General features: G+C 67.6%; 19 protein-coding genes. 5 read left to right on the top strand and 14 right to left on the bottom strand.

Annotation, left to right across the window (positions count from 1 at the left end):
* Entirely contained in the window at positions 1 to 585 is a 585-nt protein-coding gene (locus tag QVG61_RS06830; protein WP_289929865.1) for a Maf family protein, read from the top strand.
* 73 nt (positions 586 to 658) lie between these two features.
* Here the strand turns inward: QVG61_RS06830 and QVG61_RS06825 are convergent, their stop codons facing one another.
* From QVG61_RS06825 to rluC, 3 genes are read right to left on the bottom strand one after another with little or no spacing between them, the layout of a single operon-like run.
* On the bottom strand, positions 659 to 1,645 hold the full coding sequence (locus QVG61_RS06825) for a S49 family peptidase (RefSeq protein ID WP_289929864.1): 987 nt from the start codon (positions 1,643 to 1,645) through the stop codon (positions 659 to 661).
* A gap of 25 nt (positions 1,646 to 1,670) precedes the next feature.
* Entirely contained in the window at positions 1,671 to 2,369 is a 699-nt protein-coding gene (locus QVG61_RS06820) for an HAD-IA family hydrolase (RefSeq protein WP_289929863.1), read from the bottom strand.
* Between the two features lie 39 nt (positions 2,370 to 2,408).
* Positions 2,409 to 3,374: a 23S rRNA pseudouridine(955/2504/2580) synthase RluC gene (rluC, locus tag QVG61_RS06815; RefSeq protein WP_289932667.1), complete on the bottom strand. Its 966-nt coding sequence runs from the start codon at positions 3,372 to 3,374 to the stop codon at positions 2,409 to 2,411.
* A gap of 565 nt (positions 3,375 to 3,939) precedes the next feature.
* Between rluC and rne the strand changes: the two genes are divergently transcribed.
* Positions 3,940 to 6,360 (top strand): ribonuclease E, encoded by a 2,421-nt coding sequence (gene rne / locus QVG61_RS06810; protein WP_289932666.1) that lies wholly within the window; start codon positions 3,940 to 3,942, stop codon positions 6,358 to 6,360.
* Between the two features lie 34 nt (positions 6,361 to 6,394).
* On the opposite strand, the gene QVG61_RS06805 is transcribed toward rne, so the two are convergent.
* Positions 6,395 to 6,886: a low molecular weight protein-tyrosine-phosphatase gene (locus tag QVG61_RS06805; RefSeq protein ID WP_289932664.1), complete on the bottom strand. Its 492-nt coding sequence runs from the start codon at positions 6,884 to 6,886 to the stop codon at positions 6,395 to 6,397.
* Between the two features lie 205 nt (positions 6,887 to 7,091).
* On the opposite strand from QVG61_RS06805, the gene QVG61_RS06800 reads away from it, so the two are divergent.
* Complete coding sequence (locus tag QVG61_RS06800; RefSeq protein WP_289932661.1) at positions 7,092 to 7,400, top strand: hypothetical protein; 309 nt, start codon at positions 7,092 to 7,094, stop codon at positions 7,398 to 7,400.
* Between the two features lie 545 nt (positions 7,401 to 7,945).
* Complete coding sequence (locus QVG61_RS06795; RefSeq protein WP_289932659.1) at positions 7,946 to 8,221, top strand: hypothetical protein; 276 nt, start codon at positions 7,946 to 7,948, stop codon at positions 8,219 to 8,221.
* Positions 8,222 to 8,227: 6 nt separating this feature from the next.
* On the opposite strand, the gene kdsB is transcribed toward QVG61_RS06795, so the two are convergent.
* From kdsB to QVG61_RS06760, 7 genes are all read right to left on the bottom strand, one after another.
* Complete coding sequence (kdsB, locus tag QVG61_RS06790; protein ID WP_289932657.1) at positions 8,228 to 8,992, bottom strand: 3-deoxy-manno-octulosonate cytidylyltransferase; 765 nt, start codon at positions 8,990 to 8,992, stop codon at positions 8,228 to 8,230.
* Positions 8,993 to 8,999: 7 nt separating this feature from the next.
* Positions 9,000 to 9,182 carry a Trm112 family protein gene (locus tag QVG61_RS06785; protein WP_289932656.1) on the bottom strand — a complete coding sequence of 61 codons (183 nt, stop codon included), beginning with the start codon at positions 9,180 to 9,182 and terminating at the stop codon, positions 9,000 to 9,002.
* Between the two features lie 44 nt (positions 9,183 to 9,226).
* On the bottom strand, positions 9,227 to 10,219 hold the full coding sequence (gene lpxK / locus QVG61_RS06780) for a tetraacyldisaccharide 4'-kinase (RefSeq protein ID WP_289932655.1): 993 nt from the start codon (positions 10,217 to 10,219) through the stop codon (positions 9,227 to 9,229).
* Positions 10,213 to 12,003, bottom strand: a complete 1,791-nt coding sequence (msbA, locus tag QVG61_RS06775) for a lipid A export permease/ATP-binding protein MsbA (RefSeq protein ID WP_289932654.1) — start codon at positions 12,001 to 12,003, stop codon at positions 10,213 to 10,215. The genes lpxK and msbA overlap by 7 nt, the downstream gene beginning before the upstream one ends.
* A gap of 5 nt (positions 12,004 to 12,008) precedes the next feature.
* A complete protein-coding gene (locus QVG61_RS06770) occupies positions 12,009 to 12,428 on the bottom strand; it encodes a biopolymer transporter ExbD (protein ID WP_289932653.1) in 420 nt (139 codons plus the stop codon).
* A complete protein-coding gene (locus QVG61_RS06765) occupies positions 12,425 to 13,060 on the bottom strand; it encodes a MotA/TolQ/ExbB proton channel family protein (RefSeq protein WP_289932652.1) in 636 nt (211 codons plus the stop codon). Before QVG61_RS06765 ends, QVG61_RS06770 begins: the two co-directional genes overlap by 4 nt.
* Positions 13,061 to 13,404: 344 nt before the next feature.
* Positions 13,405 to 15,648: a DNA internalization-related competence protein ComEC/Rec2 gene (locus QVG61_RS06760; protein WP_289932651.1), complete on the bottom strand. Its 2,244-nt coding sequence runs from the start codon at positions 15,646 to 15,648 to the stop codon at positions 13,405 to 13,407.
* A 76-nt stretch (positions 15,649 to 15,724) separates the two neighbouring features.
* Between QVG61_RS06760 and QVG61_RS06755 the strand changes: the two genes are divergently transcribed.
* The gene (locus QVG61_RS06755; RefSeq protein WP_289932650.1) at positions 15,725 to 16,255 is read left to right on the top strand and encodes a DUF2062 domain-containing protein; all 531 of its coding nucleotides are present in this window, start codon (positions 15,725 to 15,727) and stop codon (positions 16,253 to 16,255) included.
* A 6-nt stretch (positions 16,256 to 16,261) separates the two neighbouring features.
* Here the strand turns inward: QVG61_RS06755 and lolD are convergent, their stop codons facing one another.
* The 3 genes from lolD to QVG61_RS06740 all read right to left on the bottom strand — a co-directional run bounded on the left by lolD (position 16,262) and on the right by QVG61_RS06740 (position 19,212).
* Entirely contained in the window at positions 16,262 to 16,942 is a 681-nt protein-coding gene (gene lolD / locus QVG61_RS06750) for a lipoprotein-releasing ABC transporter ATP-binding protein LolD (protein ID WP_289932649.1), read from the bottom strand.
* Positions 16,935 to 18,182, bottom strand: a complete 1,248-nt coding sequence (locus QVG61_RS06745; RefSeq protein WP_289932648.1) for a lipoprotein-releasing ABC transporter permease subunit — start codon at positions 18,180 to 18,182, stop codon at positions 16,935 to 16,937. The genes lolD and QVG61_RS06745 overlap by 8 nt, the downstream gene beginning before the upstream one ends.
* 139 nt (positions 18,183 to 18,321) lie before the next feature.
* Positions 18,322 to 19,212, bottom strand: coding sequence for an OmpA family protein (locus QVG61_RS06740; RefSeq protein ID WP_289932647.1), 891 nt, complete (start codon positions 19,210 to 19,212; stop codon positions 18,322 to 18,324).
* Between the last annotated feature and the right edge of the window lie 92 nt (positions 19,213 to 19,304).

Below are 19,304 nucleotides of genomic sequence, written 5' to 3'. Positions count from 1 at the left end.
ATGCCACCCCTGCCCCTGATCCTTGCCTCCACATCGCCCTTTCGCCGCGAGCTGCTGGCGCGCCTCGCCCTGCCCTTCGATGTCTGTGCCCCGGAGGTGGACGAGGCGGCGCAGCCGGGTGAGGCGGCGCCCGATCTGGTGCGTCGGCTGGCCGAGGCCAAGGCCCGCGCCGGCGCTGTCCATTTCCCCGAGGGGCTGGTGATCGGTTCCGATCAGGTGGCGGTGCTGGAGGGGGAGATCCTGGGCAAGCCGGGCAGCCATGCCCGTGCCCACGAACAGCTCGGCCGGCTGGCCGGCAACAGCGTGACCTTTCACACTGGGCTGTGCCTGTACAACGCCGTCAGCGAGCGCGTCCAGGCCGATGTGGTGCCCTTCCGCGTGCATTTCCGGGAACTGAGTGCCGAGCAGATCGAGCGCTATCTGGAGAAGGAACAGCCCTACAACTGCGCCGGCAGTTTCAAGTCCGAGGGCTTGGGCATCACCCTGTTTCGCGCCCTGGAGGGTGAGGACCCCACGGCCCTGATCGGCTTGCCGCTGATCCGCCTCACCGACATGCTGCTGGCCGAAGGGGTACCCCTGCCCTGAGAGCGGGATGACAAGACAGGGTTTGTCCCCGATCGTGGTCTGGAGGACGCTCTTGTCTCAGGCCTCCCGGTCCTCAGCGCAGCTGCAGTGACTCCGTACCGAGCAGGCTGACCAGGGCGCGTCCCATGGCCACGCCGATCCGCTCGCTGAGACGTTTGAGGAAATCGGGCCGCCGGGTGTAGTCGAGCAGGTCCTCGGCGCCGACCACCTCGCGGGCCACGTAGCCAGCGCTGCCGAAGCCGTCGGCCAGGCCCAGCTCGATGCCCTGGCTGCCGGTCCACATCAGGCCGCTGAACAAGCGCGGGTCATCCTTCAGCCGCTCACCGCGGCCTTCCTTCACCGCCGCGATGAACTGCTGGTGGATCTCCTGGAGCAGGCCCTTGATGAATTCCACCTCGTCCTCGCGGGCGGGCAGGAAGGGGTCGAGGAGACCCTTGTGTTCTCCGGCGGTGAGCAGGCGGCGCTCGATGCCGAGCCTGTCGATCGCCTCGACGAATCCGAAACCGTCCATGCGCACGCCGATGGAGCCGATGATGCTGCTCTTGTTGACGAAGATCCGGTCGGCCGCCGCGGCGACGTAGTAACCGCCGGAGGCACAGACGTCGCTGACCACCGCATACAGCGGCTTGTCTGGATATTGCTCGCGCAGGCGGCGGATCTCGTGGTAGATCTGGTCCGCCTGTACCGGGCTGCCGCCCGGGCTGTTGATGCGCAGGATGACTGCCTGCGAGCGCTTCGCCTCGAAGGCGTCACGCAGGGCGGCGTTGATGTCGTCGGCGTTGGCCTCGCTGCCGGCGGCGATGATACCGTCGAGTTCGACCAGCGCGGTGTGCTTGCCGTGCACGATCTCCTCCTGGAGATCAAAGCGGGCCAGCAGCAGGATGGCGAGCAGATAGCCGGCCAGCAGCAGCTTGAAGAAGATGCCCCAGCGGCGTGCGCGGCGCTGTTCCTTGAGTGCGGCGAAGGCCAGATCCTGCACCAGTTCCCGTTCCCAGCCGGGCTTGCGTGCGGCTTCTGCCCCGGTGGAGGATTTTTCTTCGGTCCAGTCAGCGTCACTCATGGTCGTGTTCCTGTCGGGGTTCGCGTCAACCGGCCTCCGAGACGATCGGGGCCTCGCCCTGCTGGTAGTCACAGCGCTGTTCCGCCAGCCAGTCGTTCAGGTCGGTGATCTGGTCGATGCAGGCCAGGGGGCGATGTTGCTGCAGGCGTTGCCAGTCATGCACGCCGTAGGAGACCGCCAGCGGATGGGCGCCGGCGTTGCGCGCCATGGCCATGTCGTACTCGGTGTCACCGATCATCAGCGTCTGCCCGGGACGGGCGCCACAGACCTGCATCAGTTCCCGGAGCATCTGCGGATGGGGCTTGGAGCGGGTCTCGTCCGAACAGCGGGTGGCATGAAAGAGCGCGTCGAGGCCGGTCGCCGCCAGCACCTTGTCCAGACCCTGACGGCCCTTGCCGGTGGCCACGGCCAGCTGGAAGCCCTCCTCACGCAGCAGGCGCAGGGTCTCCTCCACGCCCGGAAAGAGGGCCGCTTCCTCGGGGCGCGCCAGCCAGTGCTCGCGGTACCGGGCCGCCATGCGCGTCGCGAAATCGGCAGGCTGGCCGGGATAGAGACGCTCGACCGCCTCGCGCAGCCCCAGGCCGATGATGTCCTTGATCTGCTCCGGGCTGCGCGGTTCCAGGTCGAGATCGCAGATGGCGGCCTGCATGCAGCCGACGATCTGCGCCTCCGAATCCATCAGCGTGCCGTCCCAGTCGAAGACCAGCAGTTTCAGGTCGTACATGGCAGTTCTCACTTCTCCTTGGCCTGTCCGGGTCGATCCCTAACCATGGTCCTGCTCCGCCTCGAGGCGTTGCAGCAGGGCACGCAGGTCATCGTCCAGCGGCGCAGAAACATGAATCTCTTCACCGCTCTCCGGACGGGTGAAGGCCAGGCTGTGGGCGTGCAGAAACAACCGCCGCAGGCCCAGTTCACGCATCCTGCGGTTGAAGACCGCGTCGCCGTATTTCTCGTCCCCGGCCAGTGGCTGGCCGAGATGGGCGGCGTGGACCCGGATCTGGTGGGTCCGGCCGGTATCCAGCAGGACCTCGACCAGGGTCGCCTCCCGGTACCGGGTCAGCGGGCTGAAGCGGCTGCGCGCCGCCTTGCCGTCTGCCGACACCCGTACCATGCGTTCGCCACCACGCAACTGGCTCTTGCGCAGGGGGACGTCCACCGTCCGTGGACCACCTTCCCAATGTCCCTTGAGCAGCGCCAGATAGCGCTTTTCGACCGCGCCGCTACGCAGGAGTTCATGCAGCATGCGCAGCTCGCTGCGCCGCTTGGCGATCAGCAGACAGCCCGAGGTCTCGCGATCGAGGCGGTGCACCAGTTCCAGGAAACGCGCCTCCGGGCGGCTGGCCCGCAGCGCCTCGATGACCCCGAAGCTGAGCCCGCTGCCGCCGTGCACCGCCGTGCCCGAGGGCTTGTCGAGCACCAGCAGCCGCTCGTCCTCGTAGAGGATGCGCCCGGCCAGGCGTTGCCCCGCGCCGGGTCCAGGCGGCGTGCCGGGTTCGCGGCTCTGCACCGGCGGGATGCGCACCAGGTCGCCGGTCTGTAGCCGGTATTCCGGCTTGATGCGGCCGCGGTTGACTCGCACCTGACCCTTGCGCAGCAGCCGGTAGACCAGGCTGCGCGGCACGCCCTTCAGGTGTCGCATGAGGAAATTGTCGATCCGCTGGCCAGCCTGTTCCGCTTCGATGGTGACCTGCCGGACGCGGCTGCCGCCCTGCGGCTCGCTGGATTTCATGCGCGCATCATACCAGCTCTTTCCTGCCGGGTTGTGGCGGCACCCGACGGTTTGTCCGATCACCCCGGAACCGTTCGCTAAGCATTTGATGTGCCGCGGGAAGATTGCTATAGTGGCGGCGTATTCGGCCGATCGGCGGGCGCCATGGGCGCAGCGGATCGGCGATGTCCGGCTGGTTTCATGCTTCTGTTTTCCAGGAAGACCAACGCCAGCCTGACCAGCACGGGGCTCTCTGCTGACAGCCCCGTGATCCCGGCCATCCGGCAGCATACCTGTCGGTCCGGCGGAGACCGTCCACTCAGCGGCCGGCATCCCGTCGGCCCGTCATTCTGCGCCGGGAACGGCCGGCCCCATGACGACAAACGGTTTTATTGGCACATGATTTTTTACGCTCCCGCGTTTCGTCCCGGGTTTCCTCCCACAGGCACAGGCCTCGAGGGCATGCTGGCGTTTCTCTCCCTGAGCCGCCTCCTCGATGTGTTCTGCTGTGCGTTCGGCCCCCGTGGCCGCTGTCAGGAAGACCAGTCCGTGACGCTCCGGTTCGAGCGTACGAGAGAACCTACCTATGAAAAGAATGCTGGTGAATGCAACTCAGCCAGAAGAGTTGCGCGTGGCCATGGTCGATGGCCAGAAACTCTACGATCTCGATATCGAGGTCCCCTCCCGGGAACAGAAAAAGTCCAACATCTATAAGGGCAAGATCACCCGCGTCGAACCCAGCCTGGAGGCCGCCTTCGTCGACTACGGCGCCGAGCGTCACGGCTTCCTGCCCCTCAAGGAGATCGCCCGCAGCTATTTCAGCGAGGCGGCGCGCAGCCAGTCCGGACGGGTCAACATCAAGGACGCCATCAAGGAAGGCCAGGAGGTGGTGGTCCAGGTGGAGAAGGAAGAGCGCGGCCAGAAGGGTGCGGCACTGACCACCTTCATCAGCCTCGCCGGCCGTTATCTGGTCCTGATGCCCAACAATCCGCGCGCCGGCGGTGTGTCGCGGCGCATCGAGGGCGACGACCGCAATCTGGTGCGCGATGCCATGGCAGCGCTGAACATCCCCGAGGGCATGGGGCTGATCGTGCGTACCGCCGGGGTCGGCCGGGCCATCGAGGAACTGCAATGGGACCTCGACTATCTGCTGCAGCTGTGGAACTCCATCGAGAAGGCCGCCGAATCGCGGCCGGCGCCCTTCCTCATCTACCAGGAGAGCAACGTCATCATTCGCGCCCTGCGCGATTACCTGCGTTCCGACATCAACGAGATCCTGATCGACGACGCCGATACCTATGCCCGTGCGCGCGAGTTCATGGAGCAGGTGATGCCGCACAACCTGCACAAGCTGAAGCGCTACGAGGATCCGGTGCCGCTGTTCTCCCGCTACCAGATCGAGAGCCAGATCGAGTCCGCCTTCCAGCGAGACGTCACCCTGCCCTCCGGTGGCTCCATCGTCATCGACCACACCGAGGCATTGCTCTCCATCGACATCAACTCGGCACGTGCCACCAAGGGCAGCGACATCGAGGAGACCGCACTCAATACCAACCTGGAGGCGGCCGAGGAGATCGCACGCCAGCTGCGTATCCGCGACCTCGGTGGCCTGATCGTCATCGACTTCATCGACATGTCGCCGACCAAGCACCAGCGCGAGGTCGAGAACCGGCTGCGCGAGGCGCTGAAGATGGACCGCGCCCGGGTCCAGGTGGGCCGCATCTCGCGCTTTGGCCTGCTGGAGATGTCGCGCCAGCGCCTGCGCCCCTCGCTCGGCGAGTCCAGCCAGATCGTCTGTCCGCGCTGCAACGGCCACGGCACGGTGCGCGGCGTCGAATCCCTGGCCCTCTCGGTGCTGCGCATCATCGAGGAAAACGCCATGAAGGAGAAGACCGCCCGGGTGATCGCCCGGCTGCCGGTCGACGTGGCCACCTTCCTGCTCAACGAGAAACGCAAGCCGCTGTATGAACTGGAGGCGCGCTACAAGGTCAGCGTGATGCTGATCCCAAGCCCGGCCCTGGAGACGCCGCACTACGAGGTTCGCCGCCTGCGCACCGACGAGGTGGGCGAAACCCGCGACCAGCACAGCTATCAGATGGCCCCCGAAGAAAAGGCCGAGGACGAACTCCTGGAGAGCATCGCCCAGCCGGTGGTCAGCGAGGAGCCAGCGGTGAAGATGGTCGCCCCGAGTTCACCCGTACCACCGCGCCCCGCACCGGCCAAGGAGAGCCAGGCACCCCAGCCAGGGCTGCTCAAGCGGCTTTGGGCCAACCTCTTCGGTCTCCCCGAGAGCAAGGAAGAAGAGAAGGCCGTGGAGAAACCCGCGCGGGAGGAGAACGGCCGCAAGCCACGCAGCCGCGGCGGCCGTAGCCGCAATGGCCGGCGCCGCCCCCAGGAGGCGCGGCGCGGGGGTGAGCGCAAGCCTCGCCCCGCAGAGAGCGGCGAGACCGTCAGGGACTCCCAGGCACCTGCCGCCAGGGCCGAGGGTCAGGCAACCGAGGCCGGGGCTGCCGGTCGTGAGGCGCAGAAGGAAGGTCGCGAAGGGGCACAGCAGGGCCAGGGCCGCGGTTCCGGACGGGGCAGCCGTCGCGGTCGGCGCGGCGGCCGACGCCGCTCCGCCGGCGGACGGGGACGCGAGGGCACGGCCGCCAAGGGCGGCGACCAGGCCGAGGGCGGCAACACCCGGAGCACGGCAGGAGACCGCTCCGAGGGTCGTACCCCGGCGGCCGAGGGGGGACAGGCATCCGCCCCGGTCCAGGCGGCGAAGCCGGTCGAAAGACCGGCTGCGGCTGAATCGGGGTCCCCCGCCGTGGTCCAGGCGGCACCCCCGGCAGCTCCTCAGACGCCCCCGAAGCCGGCGGCCAAACCGGAACCCAAGCCGGAAGCCAAGCCGGAAGCCAAGCCGGAAGCCAAGCCGGAAGCCAAGCCGGAAGCCAAGCCGGAAACGGCGCCTGCGGCGGCCGAGGCCCCGGTGGTCAAACCGGCTACGACGCCCGGCGACGATTGACGGCCGCACCCTCGCCCCGGGCAGGGCGAGGGTGTCAGAGTCCGTGGCGCTGGCGGATCGTTTCCAGCAGACCGGCCGCGGCCAGCTCGATCAGATCCAGCACCCGGTTGAAACCCTGGCGCCCCCCATAGTAGGGATCCGGTACCTCTGTTTCATCGATCCCGGGGGCGAAGTCCATGAAACGGTGCAGGCGGTCCGCATAGTCGGGATCGCAGATCGCCTGTAGATCCTCGTAGTTGCTGCTGTCCATGGCGATCACGTAGTCGAACTCGCGAAAGTCCTCCTCGCTCACCTTGCGCGCCCGCTGGCCGGCCAGATCCACGCCCCGCTGCAGGGCGGCCTCCTGGGCGCGCTCGTCCGGCGGATTGCCGACGTGATAGGCGTGCGTGCCGGCTGAATCGACATGCACCCGGTCGGCCAGCCCCTCTTGTTCCAGGAGCCTGGCAAACACCCCCTGGGCGGTCGGTGAGCGGCAGATGTTGCCCATGCAGACGAAGAGAACGCGAACTTCTTTGTCGATAGTCATTGCTTGCGGATCCATTCAGAGACGGTAACGGGATGGCTTCGGCCATTGCTGGGCAAAATTTTATCAGATCGCGCACCGCCGCCGCTCCTGTGAAGAAAATTTCTTGTCGTCAGAGGGAACCCCGTCCCATGGCCAGTGTCTATCTTCGGGAATTCGCGGTTCCACCCTTCCGATCAATCGCTTCGCTTACAGGAGACAGACGAGCATGGAGAACAAGACGAACAGGCGGACCAACGGCCTGCTGATGGGCACCCTATTAGGCCTGGGACTGGGCGTGATGCCGGCCGCCCAGGCCCAGGAGAGCAATCCCTTCGAGGCGATTGAACTGCCCCGTGGCTATCAGCTCGCCCACCAAGACGAGGAACCCATGGCCATGGGCGAGAAACACGAGGATGCCAAGGAAAAAGAGGCCAAGGATGAGATGAAGGACTCCCACAAGGAAGAGGCCGCGGAAGGCAAGTGTGGGGTCTCGCATATGAAGGTCAACGAAGGCAAGTGCGGCGGCAGCCGCTGATCCCTGTTGTCGCAGCCGGGGCTGCCGGCACCTTCTGCCCACGTCGGCAGCCCCTAGCCCGGATATTGCACCAAGGCGGCGCGCATGAATGGGGTTCGTGCTGTAATACAGGGACGATATGGCCATGAAAGGTCCCTTGGGCGGGTTACGGTTCGTGCCTATTCGATGTCAGGCCGACTCTGGCTTCGCATCTTGAGCGATCCTCCTCGAACCAAGGCGGCCCGCATGATCGGCGTGCAGGCTGGCAAATGGATCGGGAACTCGTAACCCGGCTTTGTGCCTGTTCGATCGACTCCGGGCATTGCCCGCCGTGGATCCCCCGATCGCGGCCTGGAGGCCGATCCTACGAAACAAGAGGTTCCGCCCTGCCCTGTAGGAGCGGCCTCCAGGCCGCGATCGAGGTACAGGGGGGAGACCACTCCCATCCTGCCACCTCGGCAGATCTCCCCCCACGGAGCTTGCCTTGGTGCAATATAGCCCGGCGCTTGCACCCTCCCCCCAAATGGCTCAACATGAGATCGACCGTGATCGACGGCGGAAGTCTCATGAATGCTCACACCCAGGACATCAGCCTCGACGAGCTGCGCCGCTGGATCGGCCGTGAGCTGGATTTCCTCGAAGAACCCTGTCAGGTCCTCGAGGTGCTGAGTGACGGCCCGGCCGTGGTGCTCTGCTGCCGCTGCGGGGAGACCGAGATCCAGGGCAACCAGTACGGCGAGGCCAACCGCCGTGTCCCCCGCACCCTCACCATCCCCGTCTATACCGGCAGTGGCCAGCTGAGCGACGCCTTTCTCGCCCTGCGCGACTGCCTGCAGGACTGATACCCCTCATTCCCCGAGCAGGGCTGCCACCCGTTCCAGGTCCGCCCGGGTGTCGACGCCCGGCCCCGGTTCCTCCGGCGCCTCGGCGACGTGGATGCGCGTGCCGTGCCAGAGGGCACGCAGTTGTTCCAGCATCTCGCTGCGCTCGATGGGCGCAGCCGGCAGGTTCCGGTAGCGACGCAGATAGCCGACGCGGTAGGCATAGAGGCCGATATGCCTCAGGTGGGGTACGCCGGCTGGCAGCAGCCGGCTGCCGGTGGCGAATTCGTCGCGGTCCCAGGGGATGGGCGCGCGGCTGAAATAGAGCGCATAGCCGGCCTGGTCACGGACCACCTTGACGATGTGTGGATCGAAGAAGTCCTCGGCACGGCCGATGGGGGTGCACAGGGTGGCGATCTCCGCCGCCGGATGACGGGCCAGATCCGCTGCCACGGTGCGGACCAGCGACGGCGGCATCAGCGGCTCGTCGCCCTGCAGGTTGACGACGATGGCGTCTTCCGGCCAGTCGAGCCGTTCCACCACCTCGGCCAGGCGGTCGGTGCCCGAGGGATGGTCGTCGCGGGTCATCAGCACCTCGGCACCGAAGGCGCGCGCTGCCGCCTCAATGCGCGCATCGTCGGTGGCGATCACTACCGCCTCGGCACCGGCCCGCTGCGCCAGACGGTGGACGTGTTCCAGCATCGGTCGCCCGGCAAGGGGCAGCAGGGGCTTGCCCGGCAGCCGCGACGAGGCGTGACGGGCCGGTATGACGATGCGGAAGGCCTCGCTCACCGGGGGCTCACTCGACCTCTTCCTCCGCCCGCAACTGGCGTGCTTCCTCCTCCAGCATGATCGGAATGTCGTCGCGGATCGGGAAGGCCAGGCGGTCGGCCTTGCAGATCAGTTCCTGCTCCGCCTTGCGGTAGACCAGCGGTCCCTTGCACAGCGGGCAGGCGAGGATGTCGAGCAGTTTCTTGTCCATGGCAGCGGGGTTCCGGTGGTTCGGGGAAGCGGGTAGTTTAGCAATCAGGCGGGGATGCTGCATGTCTCCAGCCGTTCCAGCAACTCGGCCTCGAAGCGTGCGTCGAGCTGCACCTCCAGCGGCACCAGCCAGAGGTTGTCGAGTCCCAGCCGCTGACACTTCACGGCATCCTTCTCGGTCATCAGTACCGGCCGGCCATCGGCGGCAAAGGCCAGATCCGCGGCCTGGAAGGCATGGTGGTCGGGAAAGCTGTGAGGAATGATCTCCAGGCCCTGGCGGCGCAGTGCCTCGAAGAAGCGCTGTGGATGGCCGATACCGGCCAGGGCGTGCACCGGACTGCCGCGGAAGGCGGCGAGTGGCCGTTCATCGGCGGCATCGTTCAGCCGCCGTGCCTTGCGGATCGACAGCCGCATGGCGTATTCGCCCGGGCCGGCCACGCCGTTGCAGACCTTGAAGTCGACCGTCTGCAGCCGCGAGGGCGGTTCGCGCAGCGGCCCGGCCGGCAGACAGAGGCCGTTGCCGAGGCGGCGCACGCCGTCGATCACCGCGATCTCGATGTCCCGTGCCAGCCGATAGTGCTGCAGCCCGTCGTCGCTGATGATCAGATCGCAGTCGCTGTGCGCCAGCAGGGCCTCGGCGGCCGCCACCCGGTCGGGACCGACGGCCATCGGCCGGCCGCTGAGCCGGGCCAGCAACACCGGTTCGTCGCCCACCGCGGCCGGGTCGCTGTCGGGCCGCACCTGCTGCGGCCAGCTTCGCGCCCGCCCTCCATAGCCGCGGGCCACCAGGCCGGGCCGGTAGCCGGCCGCGGCCAGCCGCTCGGCCAGCCAGGCCACCAGCGGTGTCTTGCCGGTGCCGCCGACACTGATGTTGCCGACCACGATCACCGGCACGGCCAGGCGCCGTGTTCTCAGCAGGCCAAGCCGGTAGGCCTGGCGGCGCAGCAGCACCAGGCCGCAGTAGAGCAGGCTCAGCGGCAGCAGCAGGACGAGCAGCGGATGACGCCGGTACCAGAGTTCCGGCAGGTGCCTCAGCATGGCGGCCGTTCACCAGCGATGGCCGCCAGCCGCTCCTCGCTGAACTGCAGCCGGTAGAGGGCCGCGTACTGACCCTCGCGCTGCAGCAGCTCTTCGTGGCAGCCGTATTCGACCACCTGGCCGCGTTCCATCACCAGGATGCGGTCGGCCTTCTCCACCGTCGACAGGCGATGGGCGATGACCAGTGTGGTGCGGCCGCGCATCAGGGTCTCCAGCGCCGTCTGGATGGCGCGTTCGGATTCGCTGTCCAGCGCCGAGGTGGCCTCGTCGAGGATCAGGATGGGGGCATCCTTGAGCAGCGCCCGGGCGATGGCGATGCGCTGCCGCTGGCCACCGGAGAGGCGTGCGCCCTTCTCGCCCACCGGGGTGTCGAAGCCCTCTGGCAGTTGCTCGATGAACTCCAGCGCATGGGCCATCTCGGCAGCCCTGCGGATCTGTTCCGGGCTGGCACCGCTGCAGGCGCCATAGGCGATGTTGTGGGCGATGCTGTCGTTGAACAGGGTCACCTCCTGACTGACCAGGGCGATCTGCCGCCGCAGGTCGGCCAGGCGGTAGCCGCCGAGGTCGTAGCCGTCGAGCAGGATCTGCCCGCTCTGCGGTTCGTAGAAGCGTGGCAGCAGGTTGACCAGGGTCGACTTGCCGCTGCCGGAGCGGCCGACGATGGCCACCGTCTGCCCCGGCTCCACGTGGAAGCTGACGTCGTCCAGGGCCGGTGCCGAGGCGCCCGGGTAACGGAAGCCGACGTGCCGGTAATCGATCTCGCCACGGGTCCGCTCCAGCGGCCGGCCGTCGCGCTCGGCCTCCTGTTCCGCGTCGAGGATCTCGAACAGGCTCTGCGCCGCGGCGATGCCGCGCTGCAGGCTGGAGTTGACGCTGGTCAGGCGTTTCAGCGGTGGCATCAGCAGCATCATGGCGGTGATGAAGGAGACGAAATCGCCGGCCGAGATGCTGCCCTGCAGTGAATCCTCGGTGGCCAGGTAGATGACCAGGGCCAGGGTCGCCGCTCCCATCAGCTGTACCACTGGCACCGAGGCGGCGCTGGTGGCGGTCATCTTCATCTGCAGGGTGCGGTTCTTGTTGTTGATCCGTTCGAAGCGCTGCCGTTCGTAGTCCTCGCCACCGAAGGCCTTGACGATGCGGTGGCCGTGGATGGCCTCCTCTGCGATCTGGGTGACGTCGGCCATGGATTCCTGGATGCGGGTGCTGATGCGCCGGAAGCGGCGGCTGACGTAGCGGATCAGGAAGGCCATCACCGGACCGATGAGCAGGAACAGCATGGCCAGCCAGCCGCTCAGATAGAACATCCAGGCCAGCAGGAAGACCACGGTGAAGCTGTCGCGGATGAGGATGGTGACCGCATTGGTGCTCGCCTGGGCGACCTGTTCCACGTTGTAGATCAGGCGCGATACCAGTTCGCCGCTGCTGACCCGGTCGAGGAAGGCGGTCGGCAGATGGAGGATCTTGTCGAACAGCTCGCCACGCAGCACCTGCACCACCCGCCGGCCGATCCAGTTCATGCCGTAGTTGGCGGCGAAACCGGTCAGGCCGCGGAAGACGAACAGGCCGATCAGCAGCAGCGGAATGGTGCGGATCATCGCCGCATCCCGGGCCACGAAGCTCTCGTCGAGCATCGGCTTCATCAGGGCCGCGAACATGGCGTCGGTCGCGCCATACAGGGCCATGGTCAGGCTGGAGAACAGGAACAGCCGCCAGTAGGGTACGGCGTAGCGCAGCAGCCGCTTGTAATGCGACCAGGCCGAGGCGGGAGGCGCTGCGTCCGGCATGGGCTTTATTCGGCGGGCGTCTGGGTGGTGGCCAGGGACAGCTGCGAGAGGCCGAGCTGGCGGGCCACGTCCATCACCGTGACCACGGCCTGGTAGGGGGCCTGACCGTCGGAACGGATCACCACCGGCAGCTCCTTGCGGCCGGCCAGCACCTGCTGCATGGCGCGCTTCAGGGTCTGCGGCTGGCTGTTGACCACCTGCTGGTCGTTGACGAAATACTGGCCGCGCGCGTTGACCGTGATCTCCAGCAGCTCCGGGGGGGGCTCACCCGGCTCGGCCGTGGCCTGCGGCAGCTCGACCCTGAGTTCCGCCTCGCGGTCGAAGGTGGTGGAGATCATGAAGAAGATCAGCAGCAGAAAGACCACGTCGATCAACGGTGTCAGGTTGACCTCCGGATCTTCGCGACGCCGCGGGCGCAGGTTCACAGGACCTCCCGGGTGTCCGGATCTTCCTCGCGTTCGCCGTGCAGCACTTCGACCATCTTCAGCGCCTCCTCTTCCATGCGCACCACCAGCATGTCCACCTTGCCGCGGAAGTAGCGATAGAACATCAGACTGGGGATGGCCACCGAAAGGCCGGTCGCGGTGGTGATCAGCGCCTCGGAGATGCCGCCGGCCAGCACGCCGGGATTGCCGACGCCCTGGGTGGTGATGGCGGTGAACACCTTGATCATGCCGATCACGGTGCCGAGCAGGCCGAGCAGCGGGGTGATGGCGGCGATGGTGCCGAGGCTGTTGAGGTAGCGCTCCAGCTCCAGCACCACGTGGCGGCCGGTGTCCTCGATGGCTTCCTTCATGATTTCGCGGTCGTGCCGGACGTTGACCAGCCCGGCGGCGAGGATCCGGCCCAGCGGCGAACCGGCGCGCAGGGTCTGCAACTTGACGTTGTCCAGTTCGCGGTTGCGCACCCAGGTCCAGATCTGGGCCACCAGGTGGCGTGGCAGTACCCGCCGCACCCGCAGCATCCACATGCGTTCGCCGATGATCGCCAGGGCCACCACCGAGCAGGCCAGGATGGGCAGCATCAGCCAGCCGCCCGCTTTGATCAGTTCATACACCGTTGCAGTCCATCCCCGTTGAGGATTCCATGCCGGCACGGGCTAGCCCGGATATTGCACCAAGGATTCGATGCTCAGGGCGGAGCTGGCAAAGCAGGTTGGTCGATCACCCGCAGAAGCATAGCCGTAGCTATGATTCAAGGGCGATCGGCCAGGATGCGCAGCCAGATGCGTCCTGAAATCGAATAGGCACAAACCGTACCCCGCCACGAGGGCCCATTTGCGAGCCTCCTGGCCTTGTATACCAGCCTGCACTCCGATTCATAGGAGCCGCCTTGGTGCAATATCCGGCCTGGCGGCCGACGTTGCGGCGTCTATCATACGGATTCACCTCCCTGCTTGCATCACGGCCGGCTGGTCCGTGGACGCAGCCCCTGCGGGCCGCTGCCCAGACGGAAATGGATGGCACCGGCCGTCGCGGTGTCCAGCAGCCGGATTCCCCGCTGACGGTAGCGGGCCGCTATCTCCGGCCGTGGGAAACCGAAGCGGTTGCGGTAGCCAACGGCGAACAGCGCGTAGCGGGGCCCGACCCGCTCGATGAAGGCCGCCGTCGACGAGGTGCGGCTGCCGTGATGCGGCACCACCAGCAGATCGGCGCCCAGATCCGCCGTTCCGTGCAGCAGGGCACGTTCGGCGGCGGCCTCGATGTCCCCCGGCAGCAGCAGGGCCTGTCCATCGGCCGCCACCACCCGCAGCACGCAGGAGGCGTTGTTGCCGCGCCAGCGGCGCCGGCCGGCCGGATGGATGAGCTCGAATCCTACCCCGTCCCAGGACCAGCGCCGCGGCCGATCACAGCGTGCCGCACGGCGCCAGTCGAGGCGCTGGGGCACGCTGCTGATCACCTGGTAGACCGGCAGGCTGCGGGTCAGGCCGCGCGCGCCGCCGATGTGGTCGTTGTCCCCGTGGCTGACGATCAGCAGATCGACGGCGCGGAGCCCCGCCTGGAGCAGGAAGGGCCGCAGGACGGCACTGCCGGTCTCGAATCCGCTGGCGAAGCGGGGACCGGTATCGTAGACCAGCACATGGTTGCGGGTGCGGACCACTGCGGCCAGCCCCTGGCCCACGTCCAGCAGACTGAACCAGGCATGACCCGGCGGCGGCTGCGGGGGGCGCAGCAGCAGCAAGGGCAGGAGCAGCAGGCCAGCCACCCAGCGACCGGGGAAGCCTCGCGGCGCCGCCAGCCAGAGCACCCCGGTCACGGCCAGCAGCAGCGCGACGGGTTCCGGGGGTGGCAGCCAGCCGGCAGCGCCCGGCAATGCCGCCAGCCAGCCGAGCACCCTGTCCAGCGCCTCGAAGCCTCCAGCCGCGAGCCGCAGCAGTGTCCCGCCCGCCTCGACGCCGATGCCGAGCAGGGCCGTGCCCAGCAGGCTGAGCGGCACGACCAGCAGGGTCACCCAGGGGATGGCCAACAGATTGGCCAGTGGCGACAGCCAGGCGGCCTGGCCGAAGGCCAGTGCGGTCACCGGCGCCAACCCCACTGTCAGGAGCAGACTGCTGCGCAGCAGGGCCTGCAACCTGGGCAGAGGTGGCCGCGGGCCGCGGCGGCCAAGACCGGCCCACAGCAACAGGCCCACGGCCGTGAAGGACAACCAGAAACCGGGATCCTGCACGGCGTGGGGATCGAGCAGCAGCACGCCCAGCAGGGCAGTACCAAAGAGGGGCATGGGGCGCAGCGGACGACCCAGCAGCAGGACGAGACCGGCCAGGGTGACCATCAGCAGGGCGCGCTGGGTGGGAATGGAGAAACCGGCCAGCAGCGCATAGGCCGTCGCCAGGGCGATGGCGCTGAGGGCCCCGGCGCGTTGCGCCGCCAGCCGCCGGGTCAGGTGGCTGGAGCGGCTCCAGAGGCCGCGTCCGAGCAGAAAGCCGAGGCCGGCCAGCAGACCGACGTGCAGACCGGAGATGGCCACCAGGTGGGCGGTGCCCGTGGCCCGCAACCGTTGCCACTGGGCAGGATCGATGCCCTCCCGCTGGCCGAGGGCCAGGGCGGTGACCACGCCCTGCCCCGCCCTTCCCTCCAGGGCCCGATCGATCTGACGCAGCAGGTGCTGGCGCAGCTTCAGCAGCGGCAGACCGGAAGCGGCGCCGAGCCGGCGGTTGTCGGGCGAGGGGCGGACGTAACCGGTGGCCGTGAAGCCCTGGCGTCGCAGCCAGCGCCCGTAATCGAAGCCGCCGGGATTGGCGAAGCCCCGCGGCCGCTTGAGCCGCACCCGGAACTGCCAGCGGTCGCCGGCGCCGAGCCTCAGGGGGGCGCGATACCAGCTGAGCCGCAGTTCGTGGTGGAAGGGCTGCCAGTCATTGCCGACCCGCCGTGCCTCGGCCCGAAAGCGGAAGCGCTGGCGCGCGGTGTCGGCGGCGGGTAGCGAGACGAGGCTGCCGCGCAGCAGCAGGTCCTGGCCTTCAAGGGCGGCGTCGAGCAGCTCGGGCGGCGGGTGGAGGGCGGCCCAGAGCGCGCCGGCCAGCAGCCAGGGAGCGCGGCGCCGGGCCGGCCGCCAGGCCAGCAGTGGCAGCAGCAGCCAGGCGACGGCCGGCGGCGGATAAAGAAACAGCAGGATGCCGCCGAGAAAGCCAAGAGCGGACAGAAACATGTTCTTCCCTGAACGGATTTGTGGATAATATCGACTGCTGGCATCCTGCCACGCCGTCTCGCCCCGAGCCCTACCCATGCCCAGGAAGTTCATTAAACGCTATTTGCCGGATGCGGAAAAGGTGCGCAGGCATCCGCATCTGGCCCGTTTCGGGACCCGCCTGCACGATCCCAATCTCTGGCACCTGAACCGGCGCTCCATCTCCGGGGCCATGGCGGTGGGCCTGTTCTGTGCCCTGCTCCCCCTCCCCGGGCAGATGGTGATCGCCGCCGCGCTGGCGATCTGGGCACGGGTCAATCTGCCCGCCTCGGTGGCGCTGGTGTGGATCACCAATCCGCTGACCATGGGACCGATCTTCTACGGCACCTACCGGCTCGGCAGCTGGATGCTCGGCAGCACGCCCGAGGTGGGGGGCATGGAACTGTCCAGCGCCGCCCTGCTGCAGAGCATGGAGGAGATCTGGGAACCGCTGCTGCTGGGCAGCCTGGTCACGGGGCTGGTGGCTGCGGTGCTGGGGTTCGGGCTGGTGCGGCTCGCCTGGCGCTACTACGTGCTGCGTCGGTGCCGCCGCCATCACCCGGGGCTGTTCGGCAGGCCGCGGCGCTGAACCGGCTCAGGACGGCTGCAGCACCCCGTCCTCCAGGGTCAGCACCCGGTCCATGCGCGCCGCCAGTGCCGGGTCATGGGTGACGATCACGAAGCTGGTGCCGACCGCCTCGTTGAGGTCCAGCATCAGCCGGTAGACGTGCTCGGCGGTCACCCGGTCCAGATTGCCGGTCGGTTCGTCGGCCAGCACGCAGCGTGGCCGGGTGACCAGCGCCCGGGCCAGCGCCGCCCGCTGCCGCTCACCGCCCGAGAGCTCCCCTGGCTTGTGATGCAGCCGTGCCTCCAGACCGACCTGCTGCAACAGGCTGCGGGCCGTCTGGCGCGCCTGGGCGATGCCCTCGCCGCGGATCAGCAGCGGCATGGCGACGTTCTCCAGCGCCGAGAACTCCGGCAGCAGATGATGGAACTGATAGACGAAGCCCAGCGCCCGGTTGCGCAGCCGGCCACGCTCGGCGTCGCCCAGGCGGCTCATGTCGTGTCCCGCCACCCGCACCTCGCCGCCAGTCGGTGCGTCCAGGCCGCCGAGCAGGTGCAGCAGGGTGCTCTTGCCGCTGCCCGAGGCACCGACGATGGCGATGCGCTCGCCCTGCTCGACCTCCAGGTCGATGTGGCGCAGCACCTCCACCGCCAGCCGCCCCTGCATGAAGGTCTTGGCCAGTCCCCGGCACTGGATGACGATCTCACTCATAGCGCAGGGCCTCGGCCGGCTGGGTTCGGGCGGCGCGCCAGGCGGGATAGAGGGTGGCGAGCAGGCAGAGCAGGAAGGCGAAGCCGCTGATCCGCCAGACGTCGGGCCATTCCAGGCGCGACGGCAGTTCGCTGATGTAGTAGATGTCGGCGGGCAGGAACTGCACCTCGAAGAAACGCTCGATGGCCGGCACCAGGGTCTCGACGTTGAGTGCCAGGGCGACCCCGCCCACCGCCCCGAGCAGGGTGCCGAAGGTGCCGATCAGGGTTCCCTGGACGATGAAGATCCCCATTACCGAGGCCGGCGTCGCGCCCAGGGTGCGGAGGATGGCGATGTCCGCCTGCTTGTCGGTGACCACCATCACCAGGGTGGAGACGATGTTGAAGGCGGCCACCGCGACGATCAGCGCCAGGATGATGAACATCACCCGTTTCTCGGTCTTGATGGCGCGGAAGAAGTTGGCGTGCTGCCGTGTCCAGTCATTGAGGCGGTATTCATAGGGCAGCTCGGCCGCCAGTTCGTGGACCACGCGCTTGACCGAGAACAGGTCGTCGAGCTTTAGACGCAGCCCGGTGACGCCCGCGCCGAGGCGAAACAGGCGGGCGGCGTCCGCGATATGCAGCATGGCCACGCCCCGGTCGTATTCGTACATGCCGACCTCGAAGATGCCGACCACGGTGAAGCGCCGCAGCCGTGGCAGGGTGCCGGCCGGGGTGATGGTGGCCTGGGGGCTGATCACCGTCACCTTGTCGCCCAGCGAGGCACCGAGATTGTAGGCCAGCTCGCTGCCGAGGACGATGCCGTAGCTGCCGGCCTTGAGCGCCTCCAGGCTGCCGACCTTCATGTGCGCACCGACGTCGGAGACGCGCGGCTCGCGTTCCGGCAGGATCCCCCGCAGCAGGGCACCGCTGACCCGGTTGCGATGGGTGATCATGGCCTCGCCGCGGACGAAGGGGGCGGTGCCCACCACATCCGGATTGCGCTCCGCCAGCCCGGCCAGCCGCTGCCAGTCGTTGAGCGAACCGCTGGCCGAGGTGATGGTGGCATGGGCCGCCATGCCGAGGATGCGGGTGCGCAGCTCGTTTTCGAAGCCGTTCATCACCGAAAGCACGGTGATCAGCGCCGTCACGCCCAGGGCGATGCCGAGAATGGAGATGAAGGAGATGAAGGAGATGAAATGGTTGCGGCGCTTGGCGCGTGTATAACGCAGGCCGATGAAGAGTTCATAAGGGCGGAACATGCGGCCGGATTATAGCCACGCAGCCCGAGGAAGGCACGGAAAAGGATGGGAGGGGGTGAAAACCAGTATCCAGAATTCAGAATCCAGAATTCAGAATCCAGAATTCAGAATCCAGAATTCAGGAGCCAGAATTCAGGGGTCAGGGTTTCTCGGCGAACCAAAGGGTGGCGCGGCGGTTCTCGGCCAGGGCCTCCGGGGTATTGGCGGGGTTGACCGGCCAGCTCTCGCCAAAGGCGCGCAGCTCGATACGGTCGGCCGGGATGCCGCGCCGCACCAGGTAGCGCTTGATCTCGCGGGCCCGGCGGTAGGACAGCTTGTCGTTGTAGGATGAACCGCCCCGGCGGTCGGCATGGCCGGCGATGACGATCTTCTCCACGTCCTTGTCCTTGCGCTGGCGGAAGGCTCGCAGGATCCGGCTCAGTTGACGGCGGCTGTGCTGGTTCAGCTGAAAGCTGTCGGTAGCGAAGTGGATGCGGTACTCGGCGGCCACATCGAAGTCGAGCTGGATGAGCCCGGCCAGGCAGTCCAGGAACTCGGGCAGAACCTCCTTGAAACGCAGGGCGGAAACGGTCACTGTCACCGGATCGCGGCCGTCGGCCCAGTCGCGGTAGTGGAATTCGGCAAAACGGCCCTTCTCCAGCTCGTAGAACAGGCGCATCGCCGGGCCGCGGTCCAGGGTCAGCGGCCGGTTGCCGCGCTGGAGCGGCACGCTGCCGAGTTCCTGCGGCGTTGCATCGTGCATCCACGCCGGCGGCACCGACTGCATGCTGGCCAGCTGGGGCCGGTGTGGCGGCTGGGGCACGTCGATGGAGAAGCCGAAGGGCTTGCCCGACTGCTGCTGGAAACGGACCTCGCCGAAGCGGGGGATGGGCTGCACCAGGGCACAGCGGCCGCTGGCGCGCTCGATGTGCCAGGCGGCCTCCTCCAGATCGGCGCCGAACCGCAGGGCACCGCTGCTGGCGCTGGCCAGGCCGTTCACTGTGGCCAGCAGGCTCCAGGCCAGGGAGCCGATGAACGTGGACAGTCGCATGTCACCTGTGTCGACCGCGAGGGCTCGAACTTTACCGCCACTGGCGCTCGCCGGCTGCCCGGCGAAACCCCGGAAATGACCATTTGACCACT

It is taken from the genome of Thiohalobacter sp. IOR34 (genome assembly GCF_030406045.1).
Classification (GTDB): Bacteria; Pseudomonadota; Gammaproteobacteria; order Thiohalobacterales; family Thiohalobacteraceae.
The sequence above is the reverse complement of the archived record's forward strand: the minus strand, read 5'-3'. Positions and strand labels throughout refer to the sequence as shown.